The following is a 25,314-nucleotide window of genomic DNA, read 5'->3' as shown; positions in this document are numbered from 1 at the left end:
ATTATTCTGTATGCGTGTTTCTGGGATAAACAGCGTTTCAGAGGCCCTGAAAGCGGGAAAGGTCAACAAAATTTATTTCGATCCGGATTTCAAATCTGAAAGACTCAAAAAGCTAATCCAAACAGCAAAAAAAGCAGGTGTTCCTGTTTACGCCGTTAAAAATATCGAAAATAAAATTGTGGCGGAAGTATCTCCGATAAAATACAGGGATGTCGATTATGTGGCTGAGAAAGCCGTCAGACAGGGCGGCTTTCTGCTGCTGCTTGACTCTGTTCAGGATCCGCAGAACCTCGGAGCAGTCATACGAAATGCGGTATTTTTCGGATGTTCAGGAGTGATTATACCCAAAAGGCGGAGCGCCCAGATAAACGAGACTGTTGTGAAAGTTTCCGCCGGAGCGGTTTTTCATGCCGACATCGCAAGGGTTGCAAACCTTGCCAACACAATCAAAAACCTGAAAAAACAGGGATTTCATGCGGTGGGTGCTGAAATCGGTGGCGAGAAAATTGAAAATGCTTTTATGGGCCCACCACTGGCAATTGCTGTTGGAGGCGAGGACAGGGGACTTTCAAACCCTGTCAAAAAGCAGTGTGAGGAAATTGTTGAAATACCGGGATACGGAAATGTGGGAAGTCTGAATTTATCATCTGCATCTGCAGTACTCATGTATGAGTTCAGGAGGAGGTTGAAATGAACGGAATCGTTTATGCCATCATGGCGGCAGTTCTCTGGGGTTTTGTGCCAATACTGGACAAGCTCGGCATATCTGAGGGAATGTCCATTTACACTGCAACTCTGATCAGGTCGATCGGTGCTGTTATTGTCATGTCTCTCGTTCTTGCAGCATCGGGAGAGTTCAAAGCGCAGGAACTGAACGCCAGGAGCGTTTCACTGCTTTTTGCCGCAGGAGCGATAGCTGGAGGCATCGCAATGATAGTGTACTTCACGGCAATACAGAAGATCGGCGTTTCCAAGACCATTCCGGTAACCTCAGTTTACCCGCTTTTCACCGTAATTTTTTCAGCCATGCTTCTCAAAGAGAGCTTCAACTTTCAGAATGTGATTCTCGGCACTCTGCTTATCGTGGCAGGTTTAATCCTGATTCAGAGGTGAAAAAATGGATATCGAGGGTTATGCAAGAAAACACATTGATGACCCGGAGCTTGAGAGAAAGCTGGCGGAACGCATCATGGAGTTCAAGGACATCAGTGAGGAAGGTGCGGTTAGGCTTGCCAGAGCTGTTATTGTTGAGGTGCAGAACGCTTATTCAAGAACTGACTGGTTGCTGGATTACTACAGGAGCAACGTTTCAATGGGTAAATTCGGAGTGGGCAGCAGGGGAACTGGAGATTTCTACGTTCACTCGAAGATCGCCGAAATGTGCGGCGATGCGGTCGTGAGCTCAAAGGACCTGGATGATGCGGGTGTTGTGAGAGCAGGGGATTACTACATTTCGGTTGCCATAGATGGTATTCACTCAAGGCTTTCGGAATTTCCCTTCATTGCGGGGTTTCATGTAACGAGGGCCGCAATGAGGGACGTTCTGGTCATGGGATCAAGGCCAGTAGCTCTCTTTTCCGACATCCATGTGGCCGACGATGGTGACGTTTCCAAAATCTTCGATCATCTCGCAGGTATAACCGCCGTCAGCGAGCTTACTGACGTACCGCTCGTTGCAGGGAGCACATTGAGGATAGGGGGTGACATGGTCATTGGGGAGAGAATGACCGGGGCAGTGGGATGTGTTGGCGTGTCTAAGCACATAACTCCGAGAAGGAATGCTGAAGCCGGAGATGTGATAATTCTAACAGAGGGAGCCGGAGGAGGAACAGTCGCCACGGCTGCGATTTATTACGGAATGCATGAGGTTGTTGAGGAAACCGTGAATCTGGACTTCATCTTTGCCGCCATGGCACTGATAGAGTCTGATGTTGTGGGGAGCATACATGCGATGTCCGATGTTACCAATGGGGGAATAAGGGGGGACGCTGAGGAGATCTCAAAAACAAGCGGAACGGCCCTGTACTTTGACACTGAGAAAATCAGAGGCCTGATCAATGGGAGAGTGCTTCAGATGCTTGAAAAGCTCGAAATAGATTTCATGGGTGTATCCATTGACTCTCTGATGGTCATCTGTCCGGAAAGTCTTGCAGAGGACGTTCTTGGCATCATTCGAAAAGCGGGAGTGAATGCGGATGTCGTCGGATGGGTTGAAACTGGCCAGGGAGCCTTTGCGGTGGAGGACGGAGAGACAAAACCCCTTAAACCGAGATTCAGGGAATCCGCATACACCCCTATAAAGAAACTCGTTGGAGAAGAGTATCCGGAGGACTTTGAAGAAATGAAAGCCCGGGTGGATCTGGCGTTTCACAAAGCGGTGGAAAAAAGAAAAAGGGTTGTAGAGAGGCTAAGAAGGAAGGTCCCATCTTCCTGATGGATCGCTTTCTATGTATTTTTCAATCAGCCTTCTCTCGACGTCAGCATTGAAGTAATTTGCAAGACTCAGAATCATAAACAGGCAGTCTGCAAGCTCCTCCTCTATGGACTCAGCATCTTTCTTCCTCACGGCTTCAGCAAGCTCTCCAGCCTCTTCGAAGAAAACTGCAAGAAGGAAAAGCTCGCTGGACTTCAGGTCTGTTTCGTAATACCTTTTCCTGATTTTTTCAAGAATCTCTCTGAAATCCATGTTTTAATGCTCACCTTGAAGAAAATAAACATTTGGAGTCTCCGCATAACTTTAAATATGGATGGGGTTACAACCGATTGATGAAGTACGAAATTCTCTCAAAACCCAGCTATTCTCTCCTGAAGCTCGTGCTTGATTCGGGAGAGGAGGTAATAGCTGAAACCGGTGCAATGGTTTTTATGGGTGGCGTAAAACTGAAAACCGAGATGAAAGGAGGTCTGCTTGGCGGATTAAAAAGGGCAATAGGTGGAGAATCGTTCTTTGTGAACAGATTCGTCGCGGAGAAGGATAACGCAGTTCTCGGACTCGCTCCGCCATATCAGGGAGATGTGGTGGCTGTGGATGTTAACGGAACACTCTATGCTCAAAGCGGGGCATTTCTTGCCGGCTCTCCCAGTCTGAACATCACAGGCAAGTGGGGAGGGGCCAGGTCATTCTTTGCCGGTGAGGGCATGATACTGCTGAAAATCGAGGGTGAAGGCAAAGCATTCCTTTCATCGTTTGGCGGCATTGAGGAGCTGGAGGTCGATGGCGAAATGGTTATCGATACGGGACATATAGTTGCGTTTGAGTCAGGTCTCGATTTCACGATTTCCAGGTCGGGCGGGCTGAAGGCGACCATACTGAGCGGGGAAGGTCTGGTGGCGAAATTTAAAGGCAATGGAAAGGTCTGGATTCAGACGAGATCGGTGTCAGACTACATTGGATGGCTGAGTTCACTCATCCCTGGCAGAGATTGACCTCTATTTTTTCAGCCCCAGAATTTTTGCGGCATTGAGCCCAAGGATTTTTCTCTTCGTTTTTTCTTTTACTGGAAGGGAGCGAATTCCATCAATGTTTCTTTTTATGTCCACGCCAGGAAAATCGCTGCCGAATATTATTCTGTCCTCAATTTCTTCCAGTCTTGGAAAGTATTCAAGGAGCTTTTTCGGTGGAAGGCCCGAGATTTCAAGGTAAATGTTGTCGTGAATCCTTGCAAGCATGAAGGCAGTATCATACCATATTCCCCTTCCCGAGTGTGCCATCACGATGGTCAGGTCAGGAAAATCAACGGCGACATCATCCAGGTGAATCGGATCGGCAAACTTCTGTCTGACGTTTCTGAACACGGATGTGCCTGTGTGGAACATTACGGGAATTTTCAGATCAGCACACCTTTCGTAAAGCCTGTAAACTCTGCTCTCGTTGGGGTAGAAATACATGTATGATGGGAGAAGTTTGAGCCCTCTGCATCCCATTTCAAAGGCTTTTTCAAGCTCATCTACCATGTCTGGGGAGGTGTTGGGATTAATCGAGGCGAAGGGTATGAGTTTCTCGCTCTCTCTACAGAATTCTGCCACGAAATCATTTCTGACGATTCCTGTAACTGATGGGGCATTTTCTGCCAGGACGACTGCATAATCCACTCCAGCATCGTCCAGTATTTTTAGAAGCCTTTCTCTTGTGATTTTTCTGCTGAAATCGAAGCTTGGATTTGATCTCTTTAAAAATTCCATCACCCATGGGTGCCAGGCGGTCTCGTAAACGTGCACGTGGAAGTCAATATTCATTATTCTGTTTTCATCTTCGATAAAATAAAAAACATTCGAATTTTAACCAAAACGTTCATAAACCATATTCATTAAATGGCAGATTGAGCCGGGGTTGCAGAGAGGCACTGCGCCGGCCTTGAGAGCCGGTGCCCGCTTCGGGCTCCTGGGTTCAAGTCCCAGCCCCGGCGTATTCTCTTCTGGTTCATATCCCAGAATTCTAAGAACATCATCATCATGACTTCAAGAGAGGCGTATATTTTGATATTCTTCGAGCCGAGGTGTTATTATGCCTTTTCACTCTGATCAAAAACTATCAGCAGCTTTAATGAGATTCAAGAAACACTATCCGGATGAATATGATGTAATTAAAGAGTTTTCAGACGACCTGCTTGCAGAAGGGCTATCGGAACTCCGAATCGGAAGTTATGTTGAATACTTGAAGCGCATCAGGGATATAGCAGAAGGAAAAAAGCTTACTGAATTCGACAAATCGGACGTTCGAGGAGTTATAAACCATTATCAGATTCTATGTAACAGAGGAGACCTTTCCGACAGCACTGTTTTTGAAGTTAAGAAAACTCTCAAGAAGTTTTTCAAATGGTTGGGTAAGGAGGAGCTCGTAAGTTGGTTTTCGCTTGGGAATGTGGAGAATAAGCTGTCTCCTGCTGATTTGATTACCGAAGAGGAATTCAAGAAGATGTTGAGCGCTTGTCAGAATTCGAGGGATAGGGCTTTTCTATCCTTGATTTACGAGACAGGTGCTCGAATAGGTGAGATCGGAAGCATGAAAATTAAGGACGTGATTTTCGACGAATACGGGGCTGTGGTTTGGTTCTCTCTTCGGAACACCTCGAGCAAGAAGCACAGGAGAAAGCTGAGAGTAGTTTTCTCCGCACAGTATCTCGCGGCGTGGCTGAAGGACCATCCACTGAAAGACGATCCAGAGGCCCCATTGTGGGTAAAGCTTAGCGGCAAGAATCGCCTGCAACATGTAGAGTACAATGACATCAGAGCCCAGCTTAAAAGAATAGCCAAACGAGCAGGCATCAAAAAGAGAATCTACCCTCACCTCTTCCGCCATACGAGAGCCACCAGGCTGCTTCAACAGGTTCCGGAAATTGTCGGTGCAAAATTTATGGGTTGGGTTCCCGGGACAAAGATGACCAGGGTTTACATACACCTCGCAGATCAGGACGTGGAAAATGCGATCCTCAACCTCTATGGCCTCAAGACCGAGAATGATAGCAAAGATTTGGAGGTCAGGAAGTGCCCGAGGTGCGACTTCATCAACGATGCGGAGTCGAGGTTCTGCTCAAGGTGCGGACTGCCGCTGAACGAGGATGCTCTGAAGGAGGTCGAGGAGTGGGAGAGGCAGAAGGCCGAGGCGATGAAGCTCCTCTCCAACCCAGAATTTTTGGCAAAGTTTATGTCGATGATGCAGGAGATTGAGATGATCAAGCAGATCTACAAGGAGCTGAGGAAGAATGCTCAGGTGGGACGAGACGATCTTCAGAAGTGAGGACGTGTTCGACCCTGACTTTATCCCGGACGTTCTCCTCCACAGGGAGGGCCAGCTCAGCCAGCTGACAGCCAGCGTGATGCCGGCCCTGAGGGGAGGGAGCCCGGTCCACACGCTCTGCCTCGGACCTCCGGCGACGGGCAAGACCTCCTCGGTCAGATACGTCCTTTCACAGGCAGAGGGTGTCAGGGCAGCATACGTGAGGTGCCCTGCCTTTGCGACCGCCTACAGGATAATGGCGAAGGTGTTCGAGGACGTCTGCGGCCATCAGGCCCCGCAGACAGGGATACCGTACATCAAGCTCTTCCAGAAGACCATGGAGAGGCTCGACCGCCCGCTCGTCGTCGTGCTGGACGACGTGAACTTCATCTCCATCGATGTCGTCAACGAGCTGCTGTACCTGCTGCTGAAGGCCCCCGAGGAGTACGGTGTCAAGCTCGGGGTAGTGGCGATCGCCACGGACATAAAGTTCCCCCTCGCGCTGAGCCCGGAGGTGGGGGCGATATTCCACTACACCACAGTCCACTTCCCGCTCTACGGCCGGGAGGAGATGAGGGACATACTCAGGTGGAGGGTGGAGCACGGCTTCGCCGATGGTGCGTTCAGCGACGAGGCCTTCGAGAGAGTGGTGGAGCTGGCCAGCGACTCTGGAGACCTGAGGTTCGGCATCTACCTGCTGAGGGCCGCGGGCCTCAACGCCGAGAGGAGGGGCAGCAGGAGGGTGGAGGTGCAGGACGTCGATGCCGTCTACGCCGGAGGGGCAAAGATATTCCTCGCAAAGTCCCTCTCCGCCCTGAACTCCGACGAGAGGGAGGTGCTGAAGATCGTCTACCTTCTCGACGAGGAGGTCGCTGCGGGAGACCTCTACAGGTTCTTCCAGAAGGAGGTCGGGATGAGCTACCAGCGCTTCTACGAGATCCTGAACAAGCTGGAGAGGCTCAGGCTGGTGGACTTCATCTTCGACAGAAAGGGCAGGGGCAAGACGAGGTACGTCTACAAGAGGTACGATTCGGATGTGGTGCTCGGGGCGCTGAGGGAGTTTTAGACAAGCCAAATCTCAAAATAAACTCACTCATAGCCTGTGGCACCATTGATTATAAAATCCTCATTGATTCGTTTTATAATATATTTCTCGTCAATTTCACATTCAAAAGATTCATCATTTAAATAATCGAAATCCTCTGCCATCAAGTCCTTTAGTTCTGCACCACTAAGGGATCTGCTGAATACCTTTAAATTCAAGATTTTGAATCTCATGTCATACCACACTCAGCAATTTGAATATAATAACTTTATCTTACTAAAACCACAATGTCCTCACTTCCCCCTTCAAGTACTTGATTTTAGCTGAAATCCTCTGTATCATCTTCGGATCCATGGAGTCGAGCGTGCGCTTGAACGCCACGTAGCTCGGCGGGTTGGCCTTGTCGTAACCGAACCGCCTCAGCAATTCCATGTTCTCCCTGCACCACCTCTCCGCCTGCCTCAGGCTCCACCCGTTGCGGATCATCATGTAGGTCAGGGCCGTGAGCAGCACGGGGTCATGTGGCTTTCTACCTCTCCCCCTCCGCTCCCTCCTCACATCCCCAAGGACGTCGCGGACCGCGTGTATGATGAGCTTCAGCTCACCCTCGCTTACTGCCACGACCATCCGCCAGCACCCTCTCAGAGAGACGTTGCTGTGTTACAAAATTTGAAGTTTGAAAATGGTGGTGGTGTCATCGCATGCGATGGACCGCCCCCTTCCGAGCAGCCATGCGGTTATGAGGAGTCCCGCCACGATGAACCACAGCCGGATATCGAGGAGGATCTCCCGTGTCACTTCCACTTCACCACCCTGTATCCCCTCTCCTCTATGGCCTTCACGATCTCCCTCTTGCTGACCCTCCCCTCCACGACGACCCTGACCGCCGTCCTCCTGCCCATCCTTGAGAGGAAGAGGTTGTCGAATATCAGGTAGCCTGCCCCGAGCAGCGCCAGGACGACCCCCAAAACCTTTACGGAAACGAAGGCGACGCTGAAGATCAGGTCAAGCATGCACTTCACCTCCTTCGACCTCGCTCCTAAGCTGCTCCCTTATCTCCCTGAGCCTGCTCCTGAAGTGCTCGAGCAGGTCTGCTGTCGGCTGGTACTTGCTCTTAAACGCCTCCACCAGCTCGCTCTCGCTCATGCTCAGCAGGTCTCCGACTGTGTGAACGCCGAGCGCCCTGAATATCGCCAGCTCGGTCTCGTCCTCCGCTACGGACTCGATGCCCCTCCTGCGTATCTGGAAGCTGTACCACTCCCTCTGCTTTTCCCTGGTCAGCTTCTCTACCGCCTCCTGTATCCTCTCCGCCTCCTCCTCCCTCGCCGGCCTCCTGTACCTGTATATCAGGAAGAACGTCAGCGTGGGCCAGAGCCATCCGGTCCAGTACGCGAACTGTATGTAGTACTCATCAACGGTCTGCTCCACATCCTCCCAGGTTATCGGCTTTCTTTCGAGCTCCTCGAGCCTCTTTGTGAGGTTCGCAATCTGTTCTCTGAGCTTCTTGTTCTCCTCCCTCAGGATCTCGTTCTGCTTTTTAAGCTCCTCAAGCTGTGACTGGAGGATATTTACAAGCTCCTCGACGCTCATTTCAGCAGTTTGATTGCCATTGCTTTCGACTTCGGTTCGGTTAACCGAGGTGTTGGCGGTCCGGTTCACGGTCTGATTATGCTGATTTACCGCGACGGTGCCGTTGAGGGCGGTCAGATTGCCCGTTGCGTTGATCGGAACCGTGGTATTAACAAGGCTCACGTTGAGATTTTCAGCTGCGGTAACGTTGATCGAGGTATTGTTCACTTCCGTAACGTTCTCCGCAATGGCAGGAGCAAACAGAGCCGCAACAATCAGACTAAATATCAAAAGTAGCGTCCTCATCCTCAAACCTCCTGTATTCTTTCACAAAATCGTACGGCGTGTACTGCCCCTCCCTCGCCTTCCTGCTCATTGGAGGGCGGATCTTTATCTTCTGGAGGTAGCGCATGTTGTGGAAGTAGGCGTATGGCTTGCCGAGCCTGCGAAGCTCGGACTGCTCCAGACCGAGGATCTTCGCAACCTCCTCGCTCCACGAGCGCTTGAAGAACCGCTCGGTCATCTGCTCCTTCACAACGTCATCGATATCCTGCCAGCTCTGGAAGTCGAGGGTCCAGGCAACACGCTGCGCCCTGCTGATCCTCGCGTAGATCTGAAGCTGTGCCCTCGCCCTCTGCTGGTACCTCGACAGGCTGTCGAGCAGGTCCTTGTTCCTGGAGGGGGCGAAGAGGTTCGCATCCGCGACGAAGAAGCTGAGTATGGTGCTGTGGGACATCCCCTTCCAGGTCTCGTAGATGGCTGTGAGGTAGATGAGCGAGCACATGAAGCGGTCGAGGGGATCCTCGACGAAGGCGAACGTGATCACGCTCGCGTGCCTCCCGCTGAGAACCTTCCTCAGAGACACGCCCTCCTCCGAGACGACCCCGAGGCTGGCGATGTACATGATCTTGGTTGCAGTGGACCTCATGTAGCCCGGGACGTCGTCGCCCTGTAGGAAGTCTATTATGTTCTCGAGCGACTCGCCCTCCAGCCTCTCCAGGTAGGTCCTCAGTAGCATCCTCTCGATCGGTCCCCCGGGCAGTATCTTCGTCAGAACCTGCTTCATCTCCTCCTCGGTGAACCTTATGGGCCTGAAAAACCGCTCCATCTCCGGGAACTCCTCGATGAAGTCGAGGTAGTGCTGGGTCGGAGGGGTGTATGCGATTGTTTTGAAGGGCCTCGGTTCGAGGTCGAAGTCCCTTTGCAGTATCTTCACCATCTCCGGGTCGCCGTTCGGCAGGTTCATGAAGATGCCCTCGCACTTGGCCTCGAGGCTCGGCTCGATCTCCACGACCTTCCTCTTCCTGTGCAGGTCGACCTCCTTCAGGGTCTGGGCAAGAGTGGTCTTGCCCGCCCCCGTGACCCCGAGTATCGCCCTGTGCCTCACCTCCTTGCTGACTCTGACGAACCTCCCCCTCTCGTTGATGCCCACCGCTGACTTTCCGGACTCGCCGTCGTCCCGCTCCACGTCCGCGGGTGGGGTGTTGCCCCTCCTGTAAAGGGTGTCATGCAGAACCGTCAGCATCCCCGCACACCTCCTCGAGTGCCTGCATGAAAGTGGCCCTGAACAGGGACAGCAGGGCGTCCCTCAGCACGGGGTCCATGGAGATGGCCTTCCCCTTGTCCCCGTTCCTGACCTCCAGCACCCCCAGCCTCTCCAGCACCCTGACGATGTCCACGACCGTAGAGAGCTTCCTCTCGTCGCCGAAAACGGCCCTCGATATTGACGTGAGGGACTGCGGTCTGTCCGTCGCGGTCAGGAACATCACCACCTTTACGCGCTGGTTCGTGCTGTTGTCGAAGATCGCCCTGAGCTCCCTGTACACACCCTCCCTGTCCTCACGCACCCTTATCGCCTTCTTGTACAGATCGATCGCCCTCGTCGCGTACTCGAGGGCCTGCTCGAGTATCCTGATCTTGTCCTCGGCGAACACCTGCTTGCCGTACTCCTCCACGTGCCTCCTGAATGCCTCCTCATCCAACTCGGCAAGCTCGATGAACTTCTCTCCCGAAACATAGCCCAGGCTACCTTTTTTCTCGATTCCGCATCACCTCCGGGTTGCTAACACTCACTCACTTCTCACACGGTCACACCAGCCCTGCGGTCCCGAATTCCGAAGGCCCGGCGACCACCTCCTGAAGCTTTTTCCCCACCGGCCCCGCCTTCCCGCCTGTGCGGATGGGGCCGGAGGAGCGTGATCAGGTGAAGTCCTCAGCCTCCTTCTCCCTCTTCTGCGTCGCCTGTGCGTAGCGGTAGGCCTGCCTGATGGTCTGCGTTATCTCCTTGAACACCGTCGAGCCGACGACGTCGATGATCTCGACCGTCCTCCTCCTCTCCTTCTCCTTGATCCTGTCGAAGAACTCCTCCGGCTCGGTTGCGATCTTGCTGGCCAGCTTCCAGCCCTGCTCGAGCTGCTTCTCTATCGTCTCGAGGGTGTTGCGGAGGGTCTCGATCTCCTTCTGAGCCCTCTCGGCGAGCAGGTTTCCGAGCGGGTCGAACTCCCACTGGTAGAAGTCCACGTCCACAGTCCCCTTCGCGGTCTCGATCTTCTCGACCCAGCTCGGCCTGTCGGGGAGCTTCGCCGCCACTACCCACACGTTCCCGAAGCTCAGCTTCGCATGCTTCGGGATGAAGTGCTTCTCCCCGTTCCACTGGGCGTTGAGCAGGGACTTCGACGGGTAGACGATGTAGCCGTACTCGGTCTCGACGATCATGGGCTTGATCTTCCTCCTCTCGGGGACGAAGGGGAGCTTGACCCCTATGAGGGGCTTGACCCTGACGTAGAGCTCGTGCTCCGGGTTTCTTGCAGAGATAATCCTGATCGTCCTGGCCCTCGCGGACTCGATCACCATCAGGGTCATGAACGCGAGGAAGACCATCAACGCGGCAAGCTGGTAGACGCTGAACCTCTTCTCCGCGAGCTCGGCGTGGAGCTGTCCCAGGAGTTCCCCGAACGCCCCCAGACCCTGGGCAGTGTACTCAGGGTTGAACAGGAAGAAGACGCTGAAGGTGAACAGGACTGCAATGAAGCTGAACACCGCCCTGCTGTGCCTGTATATCCACCTCGCTACGGCGTTTATCCTGCTCTCCTCGGCTACTCGCTGTTCAAGCTCCGCTCTAATATCCTCCATACGTTTTTCCCCTCCCTCTTTCTTCTTCTGCCGGATATCCTCCTGAAGTAGGCGGTCTTACCGTTCAGCCTCGCCATTAGACCACCATCTGGGACTCACATCCTGAACTCAAGTGCGACCTCCTTTATTATGAAATCAACCGACACGATAATCTCACCTCTCCTTAACGCACTCCACATCTGGTCCCAATTGAATTCCAGCCCTTCTATATCTCCAATAGTCCAGCTGGCAGCCACTACATAAGCTGATACAGCCTCATCATAATGCTCTGCGAAGAGTTTTGTCCAATAACCACCCACAATATTGAAATTAAAGTAACTCTCCTCTATCATATCTGGAACTATCAAATCAACGTATTCGCGCACTTTTTCCGCTATTTTAGTGGCAAAGATGACGATTTGCCTCCATTTTTCTGCCTTCCAGTTAACCTGTATGTGCGGTTCGCTCTCCCAGACAATCAGTGCGTCGAGCGCCTCTGTAAACCCAAGCGGAAATCCTGCCGCTGCCCAATTTGCAAAACTGATTCCTGCCCTCATTGTTACGTACCACTTAACATTCGCGGAAGGCGGCTCAATTCGGAAGTCCTGAAATACTTGTATCAGGCCGAACAATCCAGAATATAGTAGCTGAGAAAACTCAACTGCCCCATCTTTTGATAATCTTGCCCTGAATGAACCTCCATCCTTCGACAGGACTACAATGGGATGCTTTTCTTCATATCTGAACATTCTATCAGAGTCTCTCAATGTTAGATGACTCGTACTCGTGTTTACTGGCAAGCTGATCAAGCTCAACAAGTCTAACTCCACAGGATACGTGAGGGTTGCCAAAGCATAGTGGGTTCCGTTCGAGGATGTTATGCTATCTATGATTAATGTTGCCCGCATTTTGGAGATGCTCAAATCCAAACTCTGTCCGGGGTTAAGCGTAATATCTCTACCGGAGAGTTCGAACGTTACACTCGATGGTCCAACTCTTTTGACCTTGAGAACACTATTAGTGAGCGCAACTGCATTAACTCCGTTTTCAGAAAGTCTTATAAAAGCTCCGTACTTGAAGAGTGCCTTAAGTGACGACTCGGATGTGGAAGATTCAATTTGCCCGTCTCCATCAACATCTGCCGATACTGTTGCCACAATTCTGTATGCCCCTGGAACTCTGAACAGTGTTGGGCTAACTTCTCCAACAAATGCGCTCAGGGAGTCGTTAAACGTAAGCTGACCAGAGGCTATAACACCACCTTTCGGATCAAAAATTCTGTACATTGCTGTTGCCCCCAAGTTAGTTGAAAAGGGATTGACCTTGCTTGATCCACTTGTGTAAGTTCCACCAAATACAACGATGTACAGATGCTGTGGTTTTTTGTCGAGAACTATTTGGTTCGGAATCGTGAATGGGGGATACAACTGAATGGAGTCATCTGCAATTGCAGTAGATGTCATCATGCTCAACCACAACAATACAAAGCCTGTCACGCATACTCTGTAATAAAAACTAAATTTTCCGATACTCACTCCCTCCACCTCCAGACCAGGTAGATCGAAGCCCCTACGAAGCCCAGCAGGAACCACAGCGGTGTGAGGTCGGGCTCGGGATCCACGGTGCTGTGGCCGACGAGGTCGTCCAGCAGGATGATGAACCCTGCCATGAAGAGCGGGTCAACCACCTTGGTGTAAACCCCCAGGAGGGCGAGGGCCAAGGCGGAGTACATCATCGCCAGACCGTACCACGCGTGGTGGATTCCGTAGGTGAAGACCGCCAGGGCCGCCCCTGCAACGGCCAGCCCGAAGATCAGGACGAGCTCGTAGGAGTGCATGTAGCGGTCCAGGTTCACGTCCACGAGCATGATCGCCCCAATTATCGCGATGCCGAGCACGAACGAGTTCGTGTCCGAGCTGAGGGTTACGGGGGCGAAGTAGCCCATGACGGAGACGAAGATCAGGCCCGCACCCGTCCAGAACAGCAGGGGCTGGAGCAAGCCCTCGTTGTGGGCGGTGAAGTACATCATGACGCTCACACCGAGCATCGCCCCTCCTATCCACACGGCCCTGTAGTAGTCGGTGGCCCAGGAGATCAGGAGGATGAGAGTGGCGGCCCCGATCGAGATAACGGCCTCAGCGGCATCGCCCTCCCTGAACCTGAAGTTCCCGTAGAGGCCCAGGAAGATTGTGATGACGAGGCTCCAGACAAGCATTCCATCAGATGTCGCTGAGGATAACTCAGCATTATAGGCCATTCTGGATCGCCTCCTTGACCCAGTCAGTTATGAGTTCGAGAGGAAGTATCTGGCCAAGAATGCTCTGCAATAAGCCTGTCGAATGCATGACTGTCAGAACGAAAATCAGCACGAACAGCGTTCTGACCCATGCGCTGAATGCGTATGCTATTATGAAGGAGTTGAACAGCAGCAGCACCGTGAGGTTGTTCACGACGAATAACTTATCCTCGATCAGGGGAATCTGCAGGAAGGCTATGTACTCGTTCGGTATCAACAGGAGCGGTAGGAACGAGAAAACTATAGATAGAAATGCTGCATACTCCCAGCTGCTGAATATTCCAGTCATTATAACTGCTGTTATGTAGACTGCAAGCAAAACCAGAGACAAATCAATCGTCGGCAAGTGCTATCACCACCCTCACAATCAGCGCTATCACAAGTGCCGTGATGATGTTCTCAATAGTCGTTTCAGGGCCTTTAATCAGAAATGCAAGTACAAGCAAGGCGATCAACAGTATGAGTACGAGCCTCACTCCAACCACCCCATTTCATCTGCTATGACTATCGTCGTGGCTGTGGGGAAGAAATCAAATGGGGGTGGCAGGATCCCGTCAATTGCCACCGCAAGGGTGGCCTTGAGATTGCCTGTGAGTAGGAACCCTACCAGCCCACCACCAAAGCCCTCACCGATATCACCGAGAACTGATACCATGTTTAACGCGTCCACTAAGTCATAAAGCAGTGCAATTATCAGTCTCGCTGGCAAGGGCAACCCCACGAAGAGCATGTCCTTTCACCAGTAATCCCCGTCTGCAAAGTTTACGAAGAAGAACGCATCCACGAGTGGCGATAGCCCTATCACTGACGCAATCCCGGTGGCTCCAACCCACAAGATCGCCATGACCCATGAGTCTGTCAGTCTGCTTCTGTACCACAGTACCGGGAGGGTGGCCACGACTACCGCTGCCAAGATGGCCAGTGGGCCGAGTATCAACAGGACCAGCCCTACAATTACTGCTAAAACCACGCCAGCAATCGCGAAGACCAAGTTCAGTATGCCATAGATTATGTAATTCAACAGAACTCCGTTGCTCCAGACATAATACAGTGCTACAAGCAGGGCAATGGCCCAGACCACGCTAACAATACCTCCGAGAGACAGTGCAGAAAATGCCGATGTTTTGCTCACGTACCCCCACACCAGACCATAATCCAACTCCATTACTTCCACCTCCTGCAAAGTTTAGACACGTTTTCTTTCAGATCCCTCAGAGCTGCTATGGGAAGCAGCAGAATGTACAAGACTAACCAAAACAACCTACCCACCTCCGAACAGGCTCTTCACCCAGTCGAGCGGGGAGCTGAGGGCGAAGCCCGTCCTCTTCGGCAGCTTCTTCACGGCAGCGTAAGCATCGACTATGCCCGCCCCCTCCCAGATCTCGGGCTGTGATGGGTCGTCCTTGGCCGTAGCCTCAAGCAGTTCCTTAATGCGTTCAGGCTTGTCCTTCAGGTCGGGGTTCTCCTCCAGGATCAACGCCACGACGCCGCTGACGTGCGGAGTCGCCATCGACGTTCCTGACATCTCGATGAGGTCCCTCGAGTTCGCCCTCGCCGACGGGATCTTAACGCCAGGAGCGGCGATGTCCGGCTTGATGTCCTTCCAGTTTGTCCCCGGACCCTTACCGCTGAACGACGCCACCTTGCCCTGGCTGTCCACTGCTGCTACTGTGATGGCGTTCTCGGCAAGACCCGGGCTGTCTATCACCAGGAACTCGTTGCCAGCAGCGACAACCACGGGGATCCTCTTCTCCCTGACGAGCCAGTTGACCTTCTGGCTGACAGGGTCAGAGGGGTTGCCGAACGGGGTCCCGAGGCTCATGCTGACCACTATGGGGACGTCGGGGTGCCTGTCGTGCCATTCGGCGACGTAGTCCAGCCCCTTTATCACCGTGCTCAGCGAGCCCGCACCGTTCCTGTCCAGGACCTTGACGTTCAGGATGGCAGCGTTTGGGGCGACTCCGCTCACCCACACGAGCCTGCCGTCCTTGTTTATCTGCACCGGCCTGCCTGCAGCTATTCCCGCCACATGCGTCCCGTGTCCGTTGTAGTCATGCGGGCTTTCACCCTCCACGAAGCTTATCGCGCCTATGACAGAGCCGTTCAGCATCGGGTGGTTCTCGTCGACCCCCGTGTCCAGGATTGCTATCACGACCTGCCTGCCCGTGATGTTCTCCTTCCAGAGGTCCGAGGCTGCGATCAGCTTGTCGTTCCACACGGCATTTTCGGCCTGCTTCCTCTCAATCACAACCTCCCTGACGGTTCTGTTCACACCCTCCGCCTGGGGTGGGAGCTCCACAGGCCTGTGTGGGTTGCCGACCCAGGGGCGGTAGTCTGGCCTCTCGATGGTGTTGTTGGTCCTGTTATCTGGAGCCCTTTCAGGCCTCTCAGGCTTCGCAGGCGGGTTCGGAGGGTTGGGCCTCTCGGGAACCCTCATGACGAAGTCGACGTACACGCTCGCGACGTCGAACCTGCTGGCGTTCTGCAGGATGAACTGCTTCAGCTTCGGCTTGTCGACGAGCTTGAAGATGGCGGCGTTGATGCCCCTGTCTATGTGGTAGACCTCAGCTCCGAGGATGGCGGCTATCTGGTAGATCGTGTCCAGGGAGGGCAGCCTCTTGAACTGGACTATCACACCCACCTCGGGCTGGGCGGCGAGGGTGCTCAGATCGGGATCGGTAAAATTGACGGATGAGCCTGAGATTATGCCCCACGACGTCTTTTCAACGTATATGCCGTTTACAAGCTCGTAGTTGGTTTTGAACATCTCGAGATTTTCTATGATCTCGTTCCTGTAGAACAGCTCGTTCAGCTTCCTGAAGAGGTCGTCAAGTGGTTTGAATACCGACGAGAAATCGAACGCCGCCGCGGGGTAGGCTGCGAGCAGCAGGATTAAAAAAATTGGGAGGAGTCTCACGCTCCCACCTCACGTGCTGGTGGTGTTTCCTGTGCCTGATGTGTCGTCCCCGACGATCAGGGCGTTCCAGTCCACACCCTCCCCGAAGAGGGTCGGCATGACGAACTTGCCCCTGAACTCAAGCTCTGCCGGAATGGCTGCATTTCTGAACTTCAGCTCGTAGTTGCTCGGGTAGACCATCCTGGCAATTCCCTGCACGACCTCCCATCCCCAGCCGAACCTTGCCTTGTTCCCTGCCCACCTGCCGAACAGCTTCATGACCTCGTCACCGACGTTCCTGCCGAACATGTTGCCCTCGAACACCTCCTCATCGCTGCTGATCAGCCCGAGCCACGTGGTCCTCTTGATGACGGTCACCTTGCCCGAGTACCCTGCACCCCAGCCCTCCTTCCAGTCCCTGGCGTTCTTGGACGGGATTATGTAGTAGTCAACCGCCTTGATCCAGCTCAGCGGTGACTGATCCCACAGGATGAGCTGGCGGTAGCTGTTGCCGTTCTTCAGCCATGCGTCCCTGGTAACGCTGTCTCCGCTCACCTTTATGGTATCCTCCAGCTGGGGGAGGATGTCGTTCCTGCTGTAGAACTTGACCTCGCTCGGACCGCTGTCGGTCTTCTTGATGAACATCCAGTCGCTCGCAATTCCATCGCCGTCGATGTCCACCTTGGTGAAGATCTCCCCGGTGGTGCTGTCTGGGCTCAGCGTGACGAGATTGCTGCCGAGCACCACAACTGCACCCCTGTCGTTGACGGTATCGAGTTCGAAGCTCAGGGAGCCGAGGGTCAGCTTCTCTCCCTCGTCCGCCCACACCGTGACCCAGTAGGGCTCAGAGATGTACACCTGAACATCCAGTCTCCCCTCCTCCAGCACAGTCCCGGTGCTGGAGTCCGTGGCAGAGGCCCTTATGGACATGGTGTACTCACCGGGCCTTGCGGAGAGGTTCAGGGAGACCTCGTAAGTCCCGGGGCTGGTTGCGTTCTCTGCTGCGGTGAAGGTGTCCTCGACGCCATCGCCCGTGACGTCCACGGCGAGACCGAGGGAGTCGAGGAACTGCACCGTCACGTTTATGGTCGTGTTTGCCGGATCTGAGAACGAGCTGGCTGTGAAGGGCTTGCTGCTGTTGGTCAGAACCGTGATGGTCAGGTTCGCAGCGTTGCCGTTGATTATCTCCTCACCGAAGTCGGTCGGCACGATGGTGTCCTGATCGAAGCTGTAGCTTATCGTCGCAGCACCCGCAGGCAGCACCAACACAAGCATCGCAACGGCCGCAAGGGCCACCAACATCTTCCTCACCACTCATCCACCTCCGAACAGCTTTTTCAGAAACTCAAAAAATCCGCTCAAACTCTTCAGGAACGGGATGCCCTCCCACCAGGCTGGCTTCTTGTTGTAGATGACCTTGACCTCGGCGTGATGCATGTCGAAGGCCGTTCCGTTGAAGGCGGTTGCCGGGACGACTATCTCCGCCCTGCCGTCCTTCCCCTCCCTGATTTCCAGGAGCTCCTTCGAGCCCGTGAGGGTTCTGGCTTCGATGATGTCCTTCGCCTTGACATCAAGCGGGATGACGACGCTGCGGTTGCCGAAGCTCCTGAAGTCCAGGGTCTCGATTGCTATCACCCTTGTCATTGTGTCGATCTTGCCTTCAGCAACGCTCTGGGCCATTCTGTAAGCTTCGTCGAAGCTGTCTATCTCCAGGAAGTCGTCGAGGGTTGAGCGGAACTCAATCTCCTGCTTGCTTACCGGCAGCGAAGCGGTCAGCTCCATGACCTTGGACTCGCTGGGGCTCAGCATGACGGAGGAGATCAGCGAGCCGTTGTAGAGGCTCATGGGGCTGCCGTCCAGGTACGCGTTGGCGATGCCTATCGCCGAGGGGTCGATGCTGAGGGTCGCCATGATGCTGATGTCGCTCGGATTGTAGATGCGGACGCTCTTCCTGAACTCGAAGGTTTTCGAATCGCTATCGAGGTAGAGCTCGCCCGGCAGCTCGGATTCTGTGGCAGAATCGATGCGTATCGGGATCTTAAAGCTCACAGATGAGGCGTTGACATAGCGGTTGTCGTCTATGGTGAGGACCTTCCCGTCTATGCCGTAGGCGAAGCTCGTGGTGCTGAGGTCCGTTGCTGCCGCAGGAACGGGAATCCAGACGTTGGTGGCATCGGCTGACACATCGAAGCTGACCTCAACAGCAGCAGAGCCCCTGCCGAGGTCGAGGCGCGGTACGCTGATCTGCCTGAGGTTGATGGAGATGTTGGTGTCGAAGCGGTGTGAGGCGCCGCGCTGATAGAGGAGCTGGATCTCCTCGTCGCTTAAAGCGCGGTTGAAGATCATTACTTCGTCGATTGTCTTCTTACCAGGAGCTCTATAAGACCCGTCAAAGTCGCCTATGAACAATCTCCTATCAATGCCTCCAGCATTGGGATCGTTGTAGTCATAGTAGATTATCCTCTCACCAGCAGGAATGACTAAACTTGCTTCGAGTTTTCCATTAATGTAGCCTTTAAATTCCCCAGTTGTACTATCATAAGACATAGCTATAAAATACCAGTTGTTCGGCTGATGTGGTTGCGAAGATATAGTCCTTTTTCCTCCAGACGAAGTCCCATCCCATGTTGTAAGGTGGAAATAAAACTTTGTGTCAGAGCCGTATCCTATAGCCCAGTGAACCCAACCTGTAGATATACTTCCTAAATTACCCGATCTTCTGTTAAGAAGAGTGGTGCCTTCTGCAGGATTTGCCCACATAGTTACAGTGATTGCATTTTGCGGGTCGGAAGCTGAGAAATCACTAATAACTACGTAATCATCCTCGCCATCAAACTGCAAAGCATATCCTAGCTTTCCTGGAACCCAAGTTGGCAATGTTACGCCGTCTGTGTTGGTAGAGTTTCCATCAACCAATGTGCCATTATTGAGAGTCGGATTCACCGCATTGTAGGTGACATTGCCAGTCCCCTCATCCATCGGCAGGTGAAGCACCGCACCGCTGTACGGCGAGTCTGGGACGACGACGGGCGGAAGCCCCGGAACAACGACCGTCGCCGCCAGTGCAGGGCTGACGAGCATCAGGAGGGCGAGAAGAAGGGCGACCGCTTTTCTCAACCCTCACCACCTCCGGAAAGCAGGAAGTTCAGAACCGCCTCGATGTGGGACTTCTTGCCGGAGATGTCCCCGCTCCTGTACTTCTGCAGGCCCCAGTTGCCGAGGCTCTTGAGCTCGGCGCTGCTGAGGCTGCCGTCTTCGAGGTAGCTGTCCAGCATGAGGACCAGCTCGTGGGCTGCCTTGGGTGTGATGGAGACCATGTTCCTGGTGGCTTTACCGTCCACCTTGACCGTCGAGCCGGAGACGTAGACGTGCTTGACGTAGTAGGTCCGCTTGCTGTCCATGACCGCGAGCGTGACGTCCCTCACGCCCGAGTCCTTAATTGTCTTCAGCTGGCTCTCAGAGAGGGTGTAGCCATCGATTTTGGCAAAGTAGCCGTTAAGCCTCTCCCTGACATCCTTCATGTAGGGTGGCTCGGCTGAGGTGGAGCCGGAGCCTGAAGTGCTGATCTTCTTGTACCTGCTGTACGGGTCCTTCTTGAGCAGCGGGTTGATGAACTCGTTCTTGATGTAGCTGACGAGCAGGCCCGGGTCCTTCAGGTAGTCGAAGGCCAGCTTGAGCCTGCCGAAGAATCCCTGATCCTCCGCGGCGACAGGAGTGATCACGGACGAGACCATCAGTGCGAGGAGAAGCCAGCCCGGCAGAGTCTCCCGGAATCCGTTACCCTTTTCCCTATCCAACCGACCACCTCCCGAAAGCCGGGGGTTCGGAGAACAGCGGTAGTCCAGGGTGGCCACAGACGCCAAAACAGTTTACGCCAGGCAACCCGTCTTCGCTGGCCAACATGGTCTCGCTTCCCCGGCTTTTTTCAGCTACTCAGACAATTTATGTCAAAAGGAGGTATTTAAGCCTTGAAAAGGTGGGGGGTGTGAACTGGCTCAAAATTCTCTCCAGATGAGGTATTTTGTTATAGGAGGGACAGCCCATCTAAATGCTAATCCCAAAAGAACTCCTAAAAACAATAACAGAATTCCAATATAGGGGTTGTGAGACGCCACAACACCACCGATCCAGCTAAAGGATCCTGTAGGGCCCCATATCCAGAAAATCCTGTATAATGTGGCAAAAGTCTCGTCATAATGCAAGTATATTAAAATGAAGATTGTAACATATAATAAAAATGCTACCAGCCAAAACGAAAAGTATGGCACAATGATCTGATTTATTGTAGACAATATAACAGATCCGATTATCTGGTACGAGCTTGGAAGGCCAAAACCCATACCAAGGCCAATACCAAATGCTGAAATTGCAATTTTAAATACCTCCGATTTACTCACGAATTTTTGTTTTCCCTTGCACAAATATAAATGTTACAGCAAATCAGAATTTTGCTTCAAATATCACCACCCATGCAAATATTTTTCCATCATTCTCCTGTCGTCCTCGGTGAACGGCATGTTGATGTAGTGCTCTATGGCCGTCAGCAGGCCGTGCCCCTGGCTCTGGATTATCTCGATCTGCCTGTGTGGGTAGCAGAACACCAGCCAGCTCTCCCATGTTTTTCGAGTGGTCTTCGCCCCGAGCCCTGAAGGGTCGAGGTTTGCCCTCTCAGCCCACCTGACCAGGTTCTCCTTCCAGACGTGGGGATCGGGCAGAGGTCTGCTGTCGAAGAAGAACGGCAGGATGGTTTTGCCTATCAGGCTGAGCCTGACCCACCTCTGCCTCTGCCTTCTCTGCCTGGTCACCTTCATCTCCGGGATCCTGATGAAGTTGCCGTCGAACCACTCCGGATTTTGCTGGAGCCTGCGTGCCTCCTCGTATCTCAGTCCTGTGAGCAGTAAGACATCGAGGTTGAGCTGGTTCTCCTTCTTTCTGGCACCCTGCTTGAGAAGCTCGTACTCAATCGGCCTGAGAATTCTGAAGGGTCGCTTGTGGCTCGGCCTTTTACCCTCCCTCTTCCTGTACCTGGGGTCGTCCGGGGGCTCGATCAGGATGGGCTGAAGGTTGTTCAGCATACAATTCTCTTGAGAAATGTAGGTTAATAAGGCTTGAAAAGGTCGGGGGTGTCAGCTTATGACTTTTCTGCTGTTTCCTGGTTGGGGGTTTCATACATTTCTATGCTTAGAAATGAAGGGTCTGGGTTTTTTAAACAGACATGTTCCAGTGAAGGAGCAAGATTAATATTTGACATAGAGGAAGGAAATTATGGATCGTTGGAAGACTGATTTGACCATAGCTCTTTCTTTAATAGTGTTTTTCTCAGGAATCTTCATGAGCCGGTTAGGTATCACCCATTATGATCTTCTATTAGTCCGTTGGGGCATCACAGTAAATTTAATTGGATTGCTTGGTATTGTGCTAATATTTTTTGGTTTATTGTACAAAGAGGCAAAAAGAGAATTCATTAAAATTGGGAAAGAGGATTTGTTGGAGCAATATTTTATTAGCTATATTGCAGGGATTATGGGTGGACTTGCGGTTCTTTTTGGAGGGAAGTCATTTAAACTTTCGAATGATTGGGTGTTGAATGCATTAAGCTTGCTACAATCGTTCGTGCATTTTGTGGGACTTGGCACCATAGGAGTTGTCCTTGTATTAATCCTACGACGATGGTGGACTCACAAAAATAGGTAGCCTGAAAAGAGGTTTATGGCTTCTGAAGACTGTGCAGCAACCTCACCGGACACCAGACCACCTCTCCCTTGTACCTGAAAACCCCGATCCTCCCGTTCACGACGGCTACTAGCCTGACCACTGCCCCACGCCTCACCCTCGCCCACTTCGGACCCATGTACCTGCGAAGTTCATCCTTCCTGACGACTTTGTCCCATAATGGTTTGTGAGCATCTATAAATCGCTGAATGAATTTGCAGAGATCTTTAGCTCTGAAATCGCTGCAATCGTCGGGTTCATTGCCGAGCGAACATTCACCTCCATCAAGGTACCTGCAGTTCTCACACCTTCTCAGCTCCTCGAGGTAAATGTGGTAATGTGAAGGTCCGCAGAATGGTGGAGTGTGAGTTTTCCTACCACACACTCGGCAGCGATCATCTTTTGATTTTATGTAGTCCAACTCATCTCCTTCTTGGCACATGTCCTCTTCGCTGACGTGTCTGCTGTAGTTTGGAGAGCTCGGGTTCTTACATCTGAATACCTGGTATTCGGAAAGCAATATTATTCTTGATTGTGGGTTATGCTTCACTCCTACATACTCTGAATACTTGCACGCTCTGCATCGGACGGGCTTTCTTGGTTTTTGACTTGAGAAATCCCAGTTCAGTTTGGACTGAACCGTGTCCATCCTATAACCTCACAACCCGGTAATACCCGATCTTCGGACAGAACACGCTTCCCCTCTCCTTCAGCAGCCTGTCTGCCCTGACGAACCCGAGCATCTCCCTCTCCTTCCTCGTCCTGGCGGTGTAGAGCTCCCTCTTCAGCCGTCTCAGCAGCCCGAGCTCGTAGTCGGTCAGGCTCTCCGGGGCGTCGATGTCCCTGGCCCTGTCGCCGAGCAACCTCCTGGCGAGGTGCAGGTATATCCTGGCGTACTCCGTCCTGAGTGGTGCCGCAAGGGAGGCTGTGTAGAGGTAGGCAACGACCTCGGCGTCGCTGACCTCCTCCACAGTCTCACCGTGCACCTCCCTCCTCACCAGCTCGATGAGCCTCTGTCTTCTGATCTCCCTGACCAGCCACTCCGGCAGCTCCTGGTTGTGGTGCATCGGGTGGACGAGGATCACCGGCTGGAGTGCGAGCACCAGCTCCTCGACCAGCCTGTCAACGTCCTGCATCAGCCCACCTCCCACGGCGTCCCTATCACTTCCCTCTCTACGGAGAGCTTGTCCCTCATCTCCGAGACGCTGCCGTCCCTCTTCACCAGGACCTTCCTGTTCCCCTCTTTCTCGAGCTTCACGTAGCTCTGTTCGCCCTTCTCGCTCCCAGATTCCACAACTCTGGGCTCAGCTACGAGGTCGGTAACTCCGTCGAACCGCAAGGCGGCCTTAACCTCCTCTTCTCCCATCACCTCCTTCCCGGCCCCGAGCGGGACCGTGAGCCTGATCCATGAGTCGCGAGAATCGTGAGTGGTGACCGTGATGTCGTCCTCGGAAACACCGAACTCCTCCACAACGGCCCTGCAGACCGCCATAAAGGTCGAGAGCCTGCACTTCGGAACGTGGACGTATATCTCACTCTCCCGGTAGCCGACGACCGCGCCGGCCCGGGCCATGGCCACGTGGAACCTCACCTTCCACACCTCCTGCAGTTCCAGGGGGCACAGAGTCCCCCGCTCAGGCAGACCATTCTGCCCACCATGTCCTTCTCGATCTCCGGACAGGAAAAACCGAAATTAAGGAGAAACATCTTTACCCCCTTCGAGAGCATGCTCATCCCCCCTGAGGGGCTCGGGAACCTCGACTATGTTCCCGCAGGTGCAGCAGGCGAACCGGATGAAGTCAATCGGCTCGAAGCAGCCGACGTTGCCGCACGCATGACATACGAGCACTCAGACCACCACCCTCTTCCTCCATGGCCGGGAGCAGACGCCCTCAGCAGCGTCGAAGTGCCTGCACCTCTGCGGCCTCCTGAGCCTGCACTTGAACGGGCTCCAGACGGTGAAGCTGTGGCACCGCGGCATCAGGCGGTCACCTCATGATATAGCTCATTAGCAACTCTATGGACGTACTCAGAACCGTAGACCATCTTGTTCCCCCTAAACACCCCTATGAACTGTATGTTGTAATCGCCGTCAACGAGATGAATGAGCTCAGCAGCTCTGTTCAGTGCCTCCCCTTCTCTCTCAAAACACTCTATTTTCAAGTACCTCTCCCACGTAAACCTCGGTTCCTCTCTGCAGTATTCTGAGTAATCTACAGTCTCCCAGTACTCATTGAGGATCTCTTCAAAATAGACGAGGTACACTTTGTCTCTGTCGAACTTAAAGTCACTCGTCGTCTGCATCTTCAGTCAGCCTCCTGAGGAACTCCTTCCAGTCCAGCCTCTCGTAGCCCTCCCCCTGGCAGTCGGGGCAGGTCAGGACCTCTCCGTCACGGCAGCCGTCGCGGTAGTAGCAGGAGTCGCAGTCCCAGTCCTCCCAGTCCCCGTCCCTCATGCAGACCTCAAAATAGGGGTTCTTGACCTTTCCCTCCCCGTTGCAGCCCCTGCATCTGAAGACGTCAAGGACGACCTTCCTCAGCATGGCGTCGAGGGGGACGGCGATCACGTCAGCTCCCCCCTTCTGAACCTGTAAGCGACGTACATCAGGGCGACCATCTCCGGCTCCTCTCTGAACCTCAGCGGTTCAGGGATCCTCTCGAGCCAGTCGATGAACTCGCTCGCGAGCCTCTCGAACTGCTCGCCCGTCAGGGGCTGCGGTCTCGACACCGGGATGGCGACAGAGCTCATCTATTCTGCACCTCCCCGGTCTGAAACTCCTTCTGCAACTCCTTCGTGAACTCGGCAATGCCGTCAAGAACGGCCTCGATCTTTCCCTTGCCAAGACCGGTCCTCTCCTTCAGGTAGATGATCAGCAGCTGCCTCATGAAACCCTGGGTCGGGATGTTCTCAAGGGCCTTGGAGATCTTCTCGAGTTCGACGGCTATTTTCTCGGCGATCGAACCCTCCAT

General features: G+C 53.3%; 37 protein-coding genes and 1 tRNA gene. 8 read left to right on the top strand and 30 right to left on the bottom strand.

Going from position 1 to position 25,314, the window contains the following annotated elements:
- Window positions 1–10: 10 nt before the first annotated feature.
- Genes rlmB through GACE_RS05035 form a run of 3 tightly spaced genes read left to right on the top strand, consistent with a single transcriptional unit; the run spans window position 11 to window position 2,434 of the window.
- A complete protein-coding gene (rlmB, locus tag GACE_RS05045) occupies window positions 11–694 on the top strand; it encodes a 23S rRNA (guanosine(2251)-2'-O)-methyltransferase RlmB (protein ID WP_048091721.1) in 684 nt (227 codons plus the stop codon).
- The gene (locus GACE_RS05040; RefSeq protein WP_048091719.1) at window positions 691–1,113 is read left to right on the top strand and encodes an EamA family transporter; all 423 of its coding nucleotides are present in this window, start codon (window positions 691–693) and stop codon (window positions 1,111–1,113) included. Before rlmB ends, GACE_RS05040 begins: the two co-directional genes overlap by 4 nt.
- Window positions 1,114–1,117: 4 nt before the next feature.
- Window positions 1,118–2,434, top strand: a complete 1,317-nt coding sequence (locus GACE_RS05035; RefSeq protein WP_048091717.1) for an AIR synthase-related protein — start codon at window positions 1,118–1,120, stop codon at window positions 2,432–2,434.
- Here GACE_RS05035 and GACE_RS05030 read toward each other — a convergent pair.
- Window positions 2,408–2,686, bottom strand: a complete 279-nt coding sequence (locus GACE_RS05030) for a MazG nucleotide pyrophosphohydrolase domain-containing protein (RefSeq protein ID WP_048091715.1) — start codon at window positions 2,684–2,686, stop codon at window positions 2,408–2,410. The genes GACE_RS05035 and GACE_RS05030 overlap by 27 nt on opposite strands.
- Window positions 2,687–2,766: 80 nt before the next feature.
- Here GACE_RS05030 and GACE_RS05025 point away from each other — a divergent pair, with 80 nt between their 5' ends.
- Window positions 2,767–3,426 carry a TIGR00266 family protein gene (locus GACE_RS05025; RefSeq protein WP_048091712.1) on the top strand — a complete coding sequence of 220 codons (660 nt, stop codon included), beginning with the start codon at window positions 2,767–2,769 and terminating at the stop codon, window positions 3,424–3,426.
- A gap of 3 nt (window positions 3,427–3,429) precedes the next feature.
- Here GACE_RS05025 and GACE_RS05020 read toward each other — a convergent pair whose 3' ends face one another.
- Window positions 3,430–4,236 carry an amidohydrolase family protein gene (locus GACE_RS05020; protein ID WP_048091710.1) on the bottom strand — a complete coding sequence of 269 codons (807 nt, stop codon included), beginning with the start codon at window positions 4,234–4,236 and terminating at the stop codon, window positions 3,430–3,432.
- Between the two features lie 87 nt (window positions 4,237–4,323).
- Here GACE_RS05020 and GACE_RS05015 point away from each other — a divergent pair.
- From GACE_RS05015 to GACE_RS05005, 3 genes are all read left to right on the top strand, one after another.
- Window positions 4,324–4,406 (top strand) — tRNA-Ser (locus GACE_RS05015).
- Between the two features lie 137 nt (window positions 4,407–4,543).
- Window positions 4,544–5,737, top strand: a complete 1,194-nt coding sequence (locus tag GACE_RS05010) for a tyrosine-type recombinase/integrase (protein WP_048091708.1) — start codon at window positions 4,544–4,546, stop codon at window positions 5,735–5,737.
- A complete protein-coding gene (locus GACE_RS05005; RefSeq protein WP_048091706.1) occupies window positions 5,703–6,782 on the top strand; it encodes an ORC1-type DNA replication protein in 1,080 nt (359 codons plus the stop codon). The genes GACE_RS05010 and GACE_RS05005 overlap by 35 nt, the downstream gene beginning before the upstream one ends.
- Window positions 6,783–6,805: 23 nt before the next feature.
- Here the strand turns inward: GACE_RS05005 and GACE_RS05000 are convergent, their stop codons facing one another.
- From GACE_RS05000 to GACE_RS04915, 20 genes are all read right to left on the bottom strand, one after another.
- Complete coding sequence (locus GACE_RS05000) at window positions 6,806–6,994, bottom strand: hypothetical protein (RefSeq protein ID WP_048091705.1); 189 nt, start codon at window positions 6,992–6,994, stop codon at window positions 6,806–6,808.
- A gap of 43 nt (window positions 6,995–7,037) precedes the next feature.
- Complete coding sequence (locus GACE_RS04995; protein WP_048091703.1) at window positions 7,038–7,388, bottom strand: transposase; 351 nt, start codon at window positions 7,386–7,388, stop codon at window positions 7,038–7,040.
- 33 nt (window positions 7,389–7,421) lie between these two features.
- Entirely contained in the window at window positions 7,422–7,565 is a 144-nt protein-coding gene (locus GACE_RS11690) for a hypothetical protein (protein ID WP_158413810.1), read from the bottom strand.
- Window positions 7,556–7,774, bottom strand: coding sequence for a hypothetical protein (locus tag GACE_RS04990; RefSeq protein ID WP_148305938.1), 219 nt, complete (start codon window positions 7,772–7,774; stop codon window positions 7,556–7,558). The genes GACE_RS11690 and GACE_RS04990 overlap by 10 nt, the downstream gene beginning before the upstream one ends.
- Window positions 7,767–8,636 carry a hypothetical protein gene (locus tag GACE_RS04985; protein WP_048091700.1) on the bottom strand — a complete coding sequence of 290 codons (870 nt, stop codon included), beginning with the start codon at window positions 8,634–8,636 and terminating at the stop codon, window positions 7,767–7,769. The genes GACE_RS04990 and GACE_RS04985 overlap by 8 nt, the downstream gene beginning before the upstream one ends.
- The gene (locus GACE_RS04980) at window positions 8,611–9,855 is read right to left on the bottom strand and encodes a hypothetical protein (protein ID WP_048091699.1); all 1,245 of its coding nucleotides are present in this window, start codon (window positions 9,853–9,855) and stop codon (window positions 8,611–8,613) included. The genes GACE_RS04985 and GACE_RS04980 overlap by 26 nt, the downstream gene beginning before the upstream one ends.
- Complete coding sequence (locus GACE_RS04975) at window positions 9,836–10,312, bottom strand: hypothetical protein (protein WP_048091698.1); 477 nt, start codon at window positions 10,310–10,312, stop codon at window positions 9,836–9,838. Before GACE_RS04975 ends, GACE_RS04980 begins: the two co-directional genes overlap by 20 nt.
- Window positions 10,313–10,529: 217 nt before the next feature.
- Entirely contained in the window at window positions 10,530–11,462 is a 933-nt protein-coding gene (locus GACE_RS04970) for a hypothetical protein (protein ID WP_048091697.1), read from the bottom strand.
- A 95-nt stretch (window positions 11,463–11,557) separates the two neighbouring features.
- Window positions 11,558–12,976, bottom strand: coding sequence for a hypothetical protein (locus GACE_RS04965; protein ID WP_148305937.1), 1,419 nt, complete (start codon window positions 12,974–12,976; stop codon window positions 11,558–11,560).
- The gene (locus tag GACE_RS04960; protein ID WP_048091694.1) at window positions 12,973–13,698 is read right to left on the bottom strand and encodes a hypothetical protein; all 726 of its coding nucleotides are present in this window, start codon (window positions 13,696–13,698) and stop codon (window positions 12,973–12,975) included. Before GACE_RS04960 ends, GACE_RS04965 begins: the two co-directional genes overlap by 4 nt.
- Window positions 13,688–14,083 (bottom strand): hypothetical protein, encoded by a 396-nt coding sequence (locus tag GACE_RS04955; RefSeq protein WP_148305936.1) that lies wholly within the window; start codon window positions 14,081–14,083, stop codon window positions 13,688–13,690. The genes GACE_RS04960 and GACE_RS04955 overlap by 11 nt, the downstream gene beginning before the upstream one ends.
- Complete coding sequence (locus tag GACE_RS11685) at window positions 14,070–14,213, bottom strand: hypothetical protein (RefSeq protein ID WP_158413809.1); 144 nt, start codon at window positions 14,211–14,213, stop codon at window positions 14,070–14,072. Before GACE_RS11685 ends, GACE_RS04955 begins: the two co-directional genes overlap by 14 nt.
- The gene (locus tag GACE_RS04950) at window positions 14,210–14,446 is read right to left on the bottom strand and encodes a hypothetical protein (RefSeq protein WP_318249303.1); all 237 of its coding nucleotides are present in this window, start codon (window positions 14,444–14,446) and stop codon (window positions 14,210–14,212) included. Before GACE_RS04950 ends, GACE_RS11685 begins: the two co-directional genes overlap by 4 nt.
- 27 nt (window positions 14,447–14,473) lie before the next feature.
- Window positions 14,474–14,902, bottom strand: a complete 429-nt coding sequence (locus GACE_RS04945; RefSeq protein ID WP_048091690.1) for a hypothetical protein — start codon at window positions 14,900–14,902, stop codon at window positions 14,474–14,476.
- 96 nt (window positions 14,903–14,998) lie between these two features.
- Window positions 14,999–16,654, bottom strand: a complete 1,656-nt coding sequence (locus tag GACE_RS11210; RefSeq protein ID WP_052400226.1) for a S8 family peptidase — start codon at window positions 16,652–16,654, stop codon at window positions 14,999–15,001.
- A 9-nt stretch (window positions 16,655–16,663) separates the two neighbouring features.
- Complete coding sequence (locus GACE_RS04935; protein WP_048091688.1) at window positions 16,664–17,947, bottom strand: hypothetical protein; 1,284 nt, start codon at window positions 17,945–17,947, stop codon at window positions 16,664–16,666.
- A complete protein-coding gene (locus tag GACE_RS04930; protein WP_084063666.1) occupies window positions 17,948–19,750 on the bottom strand; it encodes a LamG-like jellyroll fold domain-containing protein in 1,803 nt (600 codons plus the stop codon).
- Window positions 19,747–20,430, bottom strand: a complete 684-nt coding sequence (locus GACE_RS04925) for a hypothetical protein (protein ID WP_048091671.1) — start codon at window positions 20,428–20,430, stop codon at window positions 19,747–19,749. Before GACE_RS04925 ends, GACE_RS04930 begins: the two co-directional genes overlap by 4 nt.
- A 198-nt stretch (window positions 20,431–20,628) precedes the next feature.
- A complete protein-coding gene (locus GACE_RS04920; protein ID WP_048091667.1) occupies window positions 20,629–21,030 on the bottom strand; it encodes a hypothetical protein in 402 nt (133 codons plus the stop codon).
- 63 nt (window positions 21,031–21,093) lie between these two features.
- Window positions 21,094–21,708 carry a hypothetical protein gene (locus GACE_RS04915; RefSeq protein WP_052400225.1) on the bottom strand — a complete coding sequence of 205 codons (615 nt, stop codon included), beginning with the start codon at window positions 21,706–21,708 and terminating at the stop codon, window positions 21,094–21,096.
- Between the two features lie 190 nt (window positions 21,709–21,898).
- On the opposite strand from GACE_RS04915, the gene GACE_RS04910 reads away from it, so the two are divergent.
- Entirely contained in the window at window positions 21,899–22,327 is a 429-nt protein-coding gene (locus GACE_RS04910) for a hypothetical protein (protein ID WP_048091666.1), read from the top strand.
- Window positions 22,328–22,340: 13 nt separating this feature from the next.
- Here GACE_RS04910 and GACE_RS04905 read toward each other — a convergent pair whose 3' ends face one another.
- From GACE_RS04905 to GACE_RS04870, 8 genes are all read right to left on the bottom strand, one after another.
- The gene (locus GACE_RS04905; protein WP_148305935.1) at window positions 22,341–22,994 is read right to left on the bottom strand and encodes a hypothetical protein; all 654 of its coding nucleotides are present in this window, start codon (window positions 22,992–22,994) and stop codon (window positions 22,341–22,343) included.
- A 1-nt stretch (window position 22,995) separates the two neighbouring features.
- On the bottom strand, window positions 22,996–23,481 hold the full coding sequence (locus GACE_RS04900; protein WP_048091661.1) for a type II toxin-antitoxin system HicA family toxin: 486 nt from the start codon (window positions 23,479–23,481) through the stop codon (window positions 22,996–22,998).
- Window positions 23,481–23,936, bottom strand: coding sequence for a hypothetical protein (locus GACE_RS04895; protein WP_148305934.1), 456 nt, complete (start codon window positions 23,934–23,936; stop codon window positions 23,481–23,483). The genes GACE_RS04900 and GACE_RS04895 overlap by 1 nt, the downstream gene beginning before the upstream one ends.
- Window positions 23,937–24,038: 102 nt before the next feature.
- Window positions 24,039–24,194 (bottom strand): hypothetical protein, encoded by a 156-nt coding sequence (locus GACE_RS11680; RefSeq protein WP_158413808.1) that lies wholly within the window; start codon window positions 24,192–24,194, stop codon window positions 24,039–24,041.
- Window positions 24,195–24,325: 131 nt separating this feature from the next.
- A complete protein-coding gene (locus tag GACE_RS04885) occupies window positions 24,326–24,649 on the bottom strand; it encodes a hypothetical protein (protein WP_148305933.1) in 324 nt (107 codons plus the stop codon).
- Window positions 24,633–24,911 (bottom strand): hypothetical protein, encoded by a 279-nt coding sequence (locus GACE_RS04880; RefSeq protein WP_048091654.1) that lies wholly within the window; start codon window positions 24,909–24,911, stop codon window positions 24,633–24,635. Before GACE_RS04880 ends, GACE_RS04885 begins: the two co-directional genes overlap by 17 nt.
- Window positions 24,908–25,093 (bottom strand): hypothetical protein, encoded by a 186-nt coding sequence (locus tag GACE_RS11675; protein WP_048091653.1) that lies wholly within the window; start codon window positions 25,091–25,093, stop codon window positions 24,908–24,910. The genes GACE_RS04880 and GACE_RS11675 overlap by 4 nt, the downstream gene beginning before the upstream one ends.
- Window positions 25,090–25,314 (bottom strand): hypothetical protein, encoded by a 225-nt coding sequence (locus tag GACE_RS04870; protein ID WP_048091651.1) that lies wholly within the window; start codon window positions 25,312–25,314, stop codon window positions 25,090–25,092. Before GACE_RS04870 ends, GACE_RS11675 begins: the two co-directional genes overlap by 4 nt.

Origin of the sequence: Geoglobus acetivorans (assembly GCF_000789255.1) — an archaeon.
In the GTDB taxonomy this organism is placed as follows: domain Archaea; phylum Halobacteriota; class Archaeoglobi; order Archaeoglobales; family Archaeoglobaceae; genus Geoglobus; species Geoglobus acetivorans_B.
The sequence above is the reverse complement of the archived record's forward strand: the minus strand, read 5'-3'. Positions and strand labels throughout refer to the sequence as shown.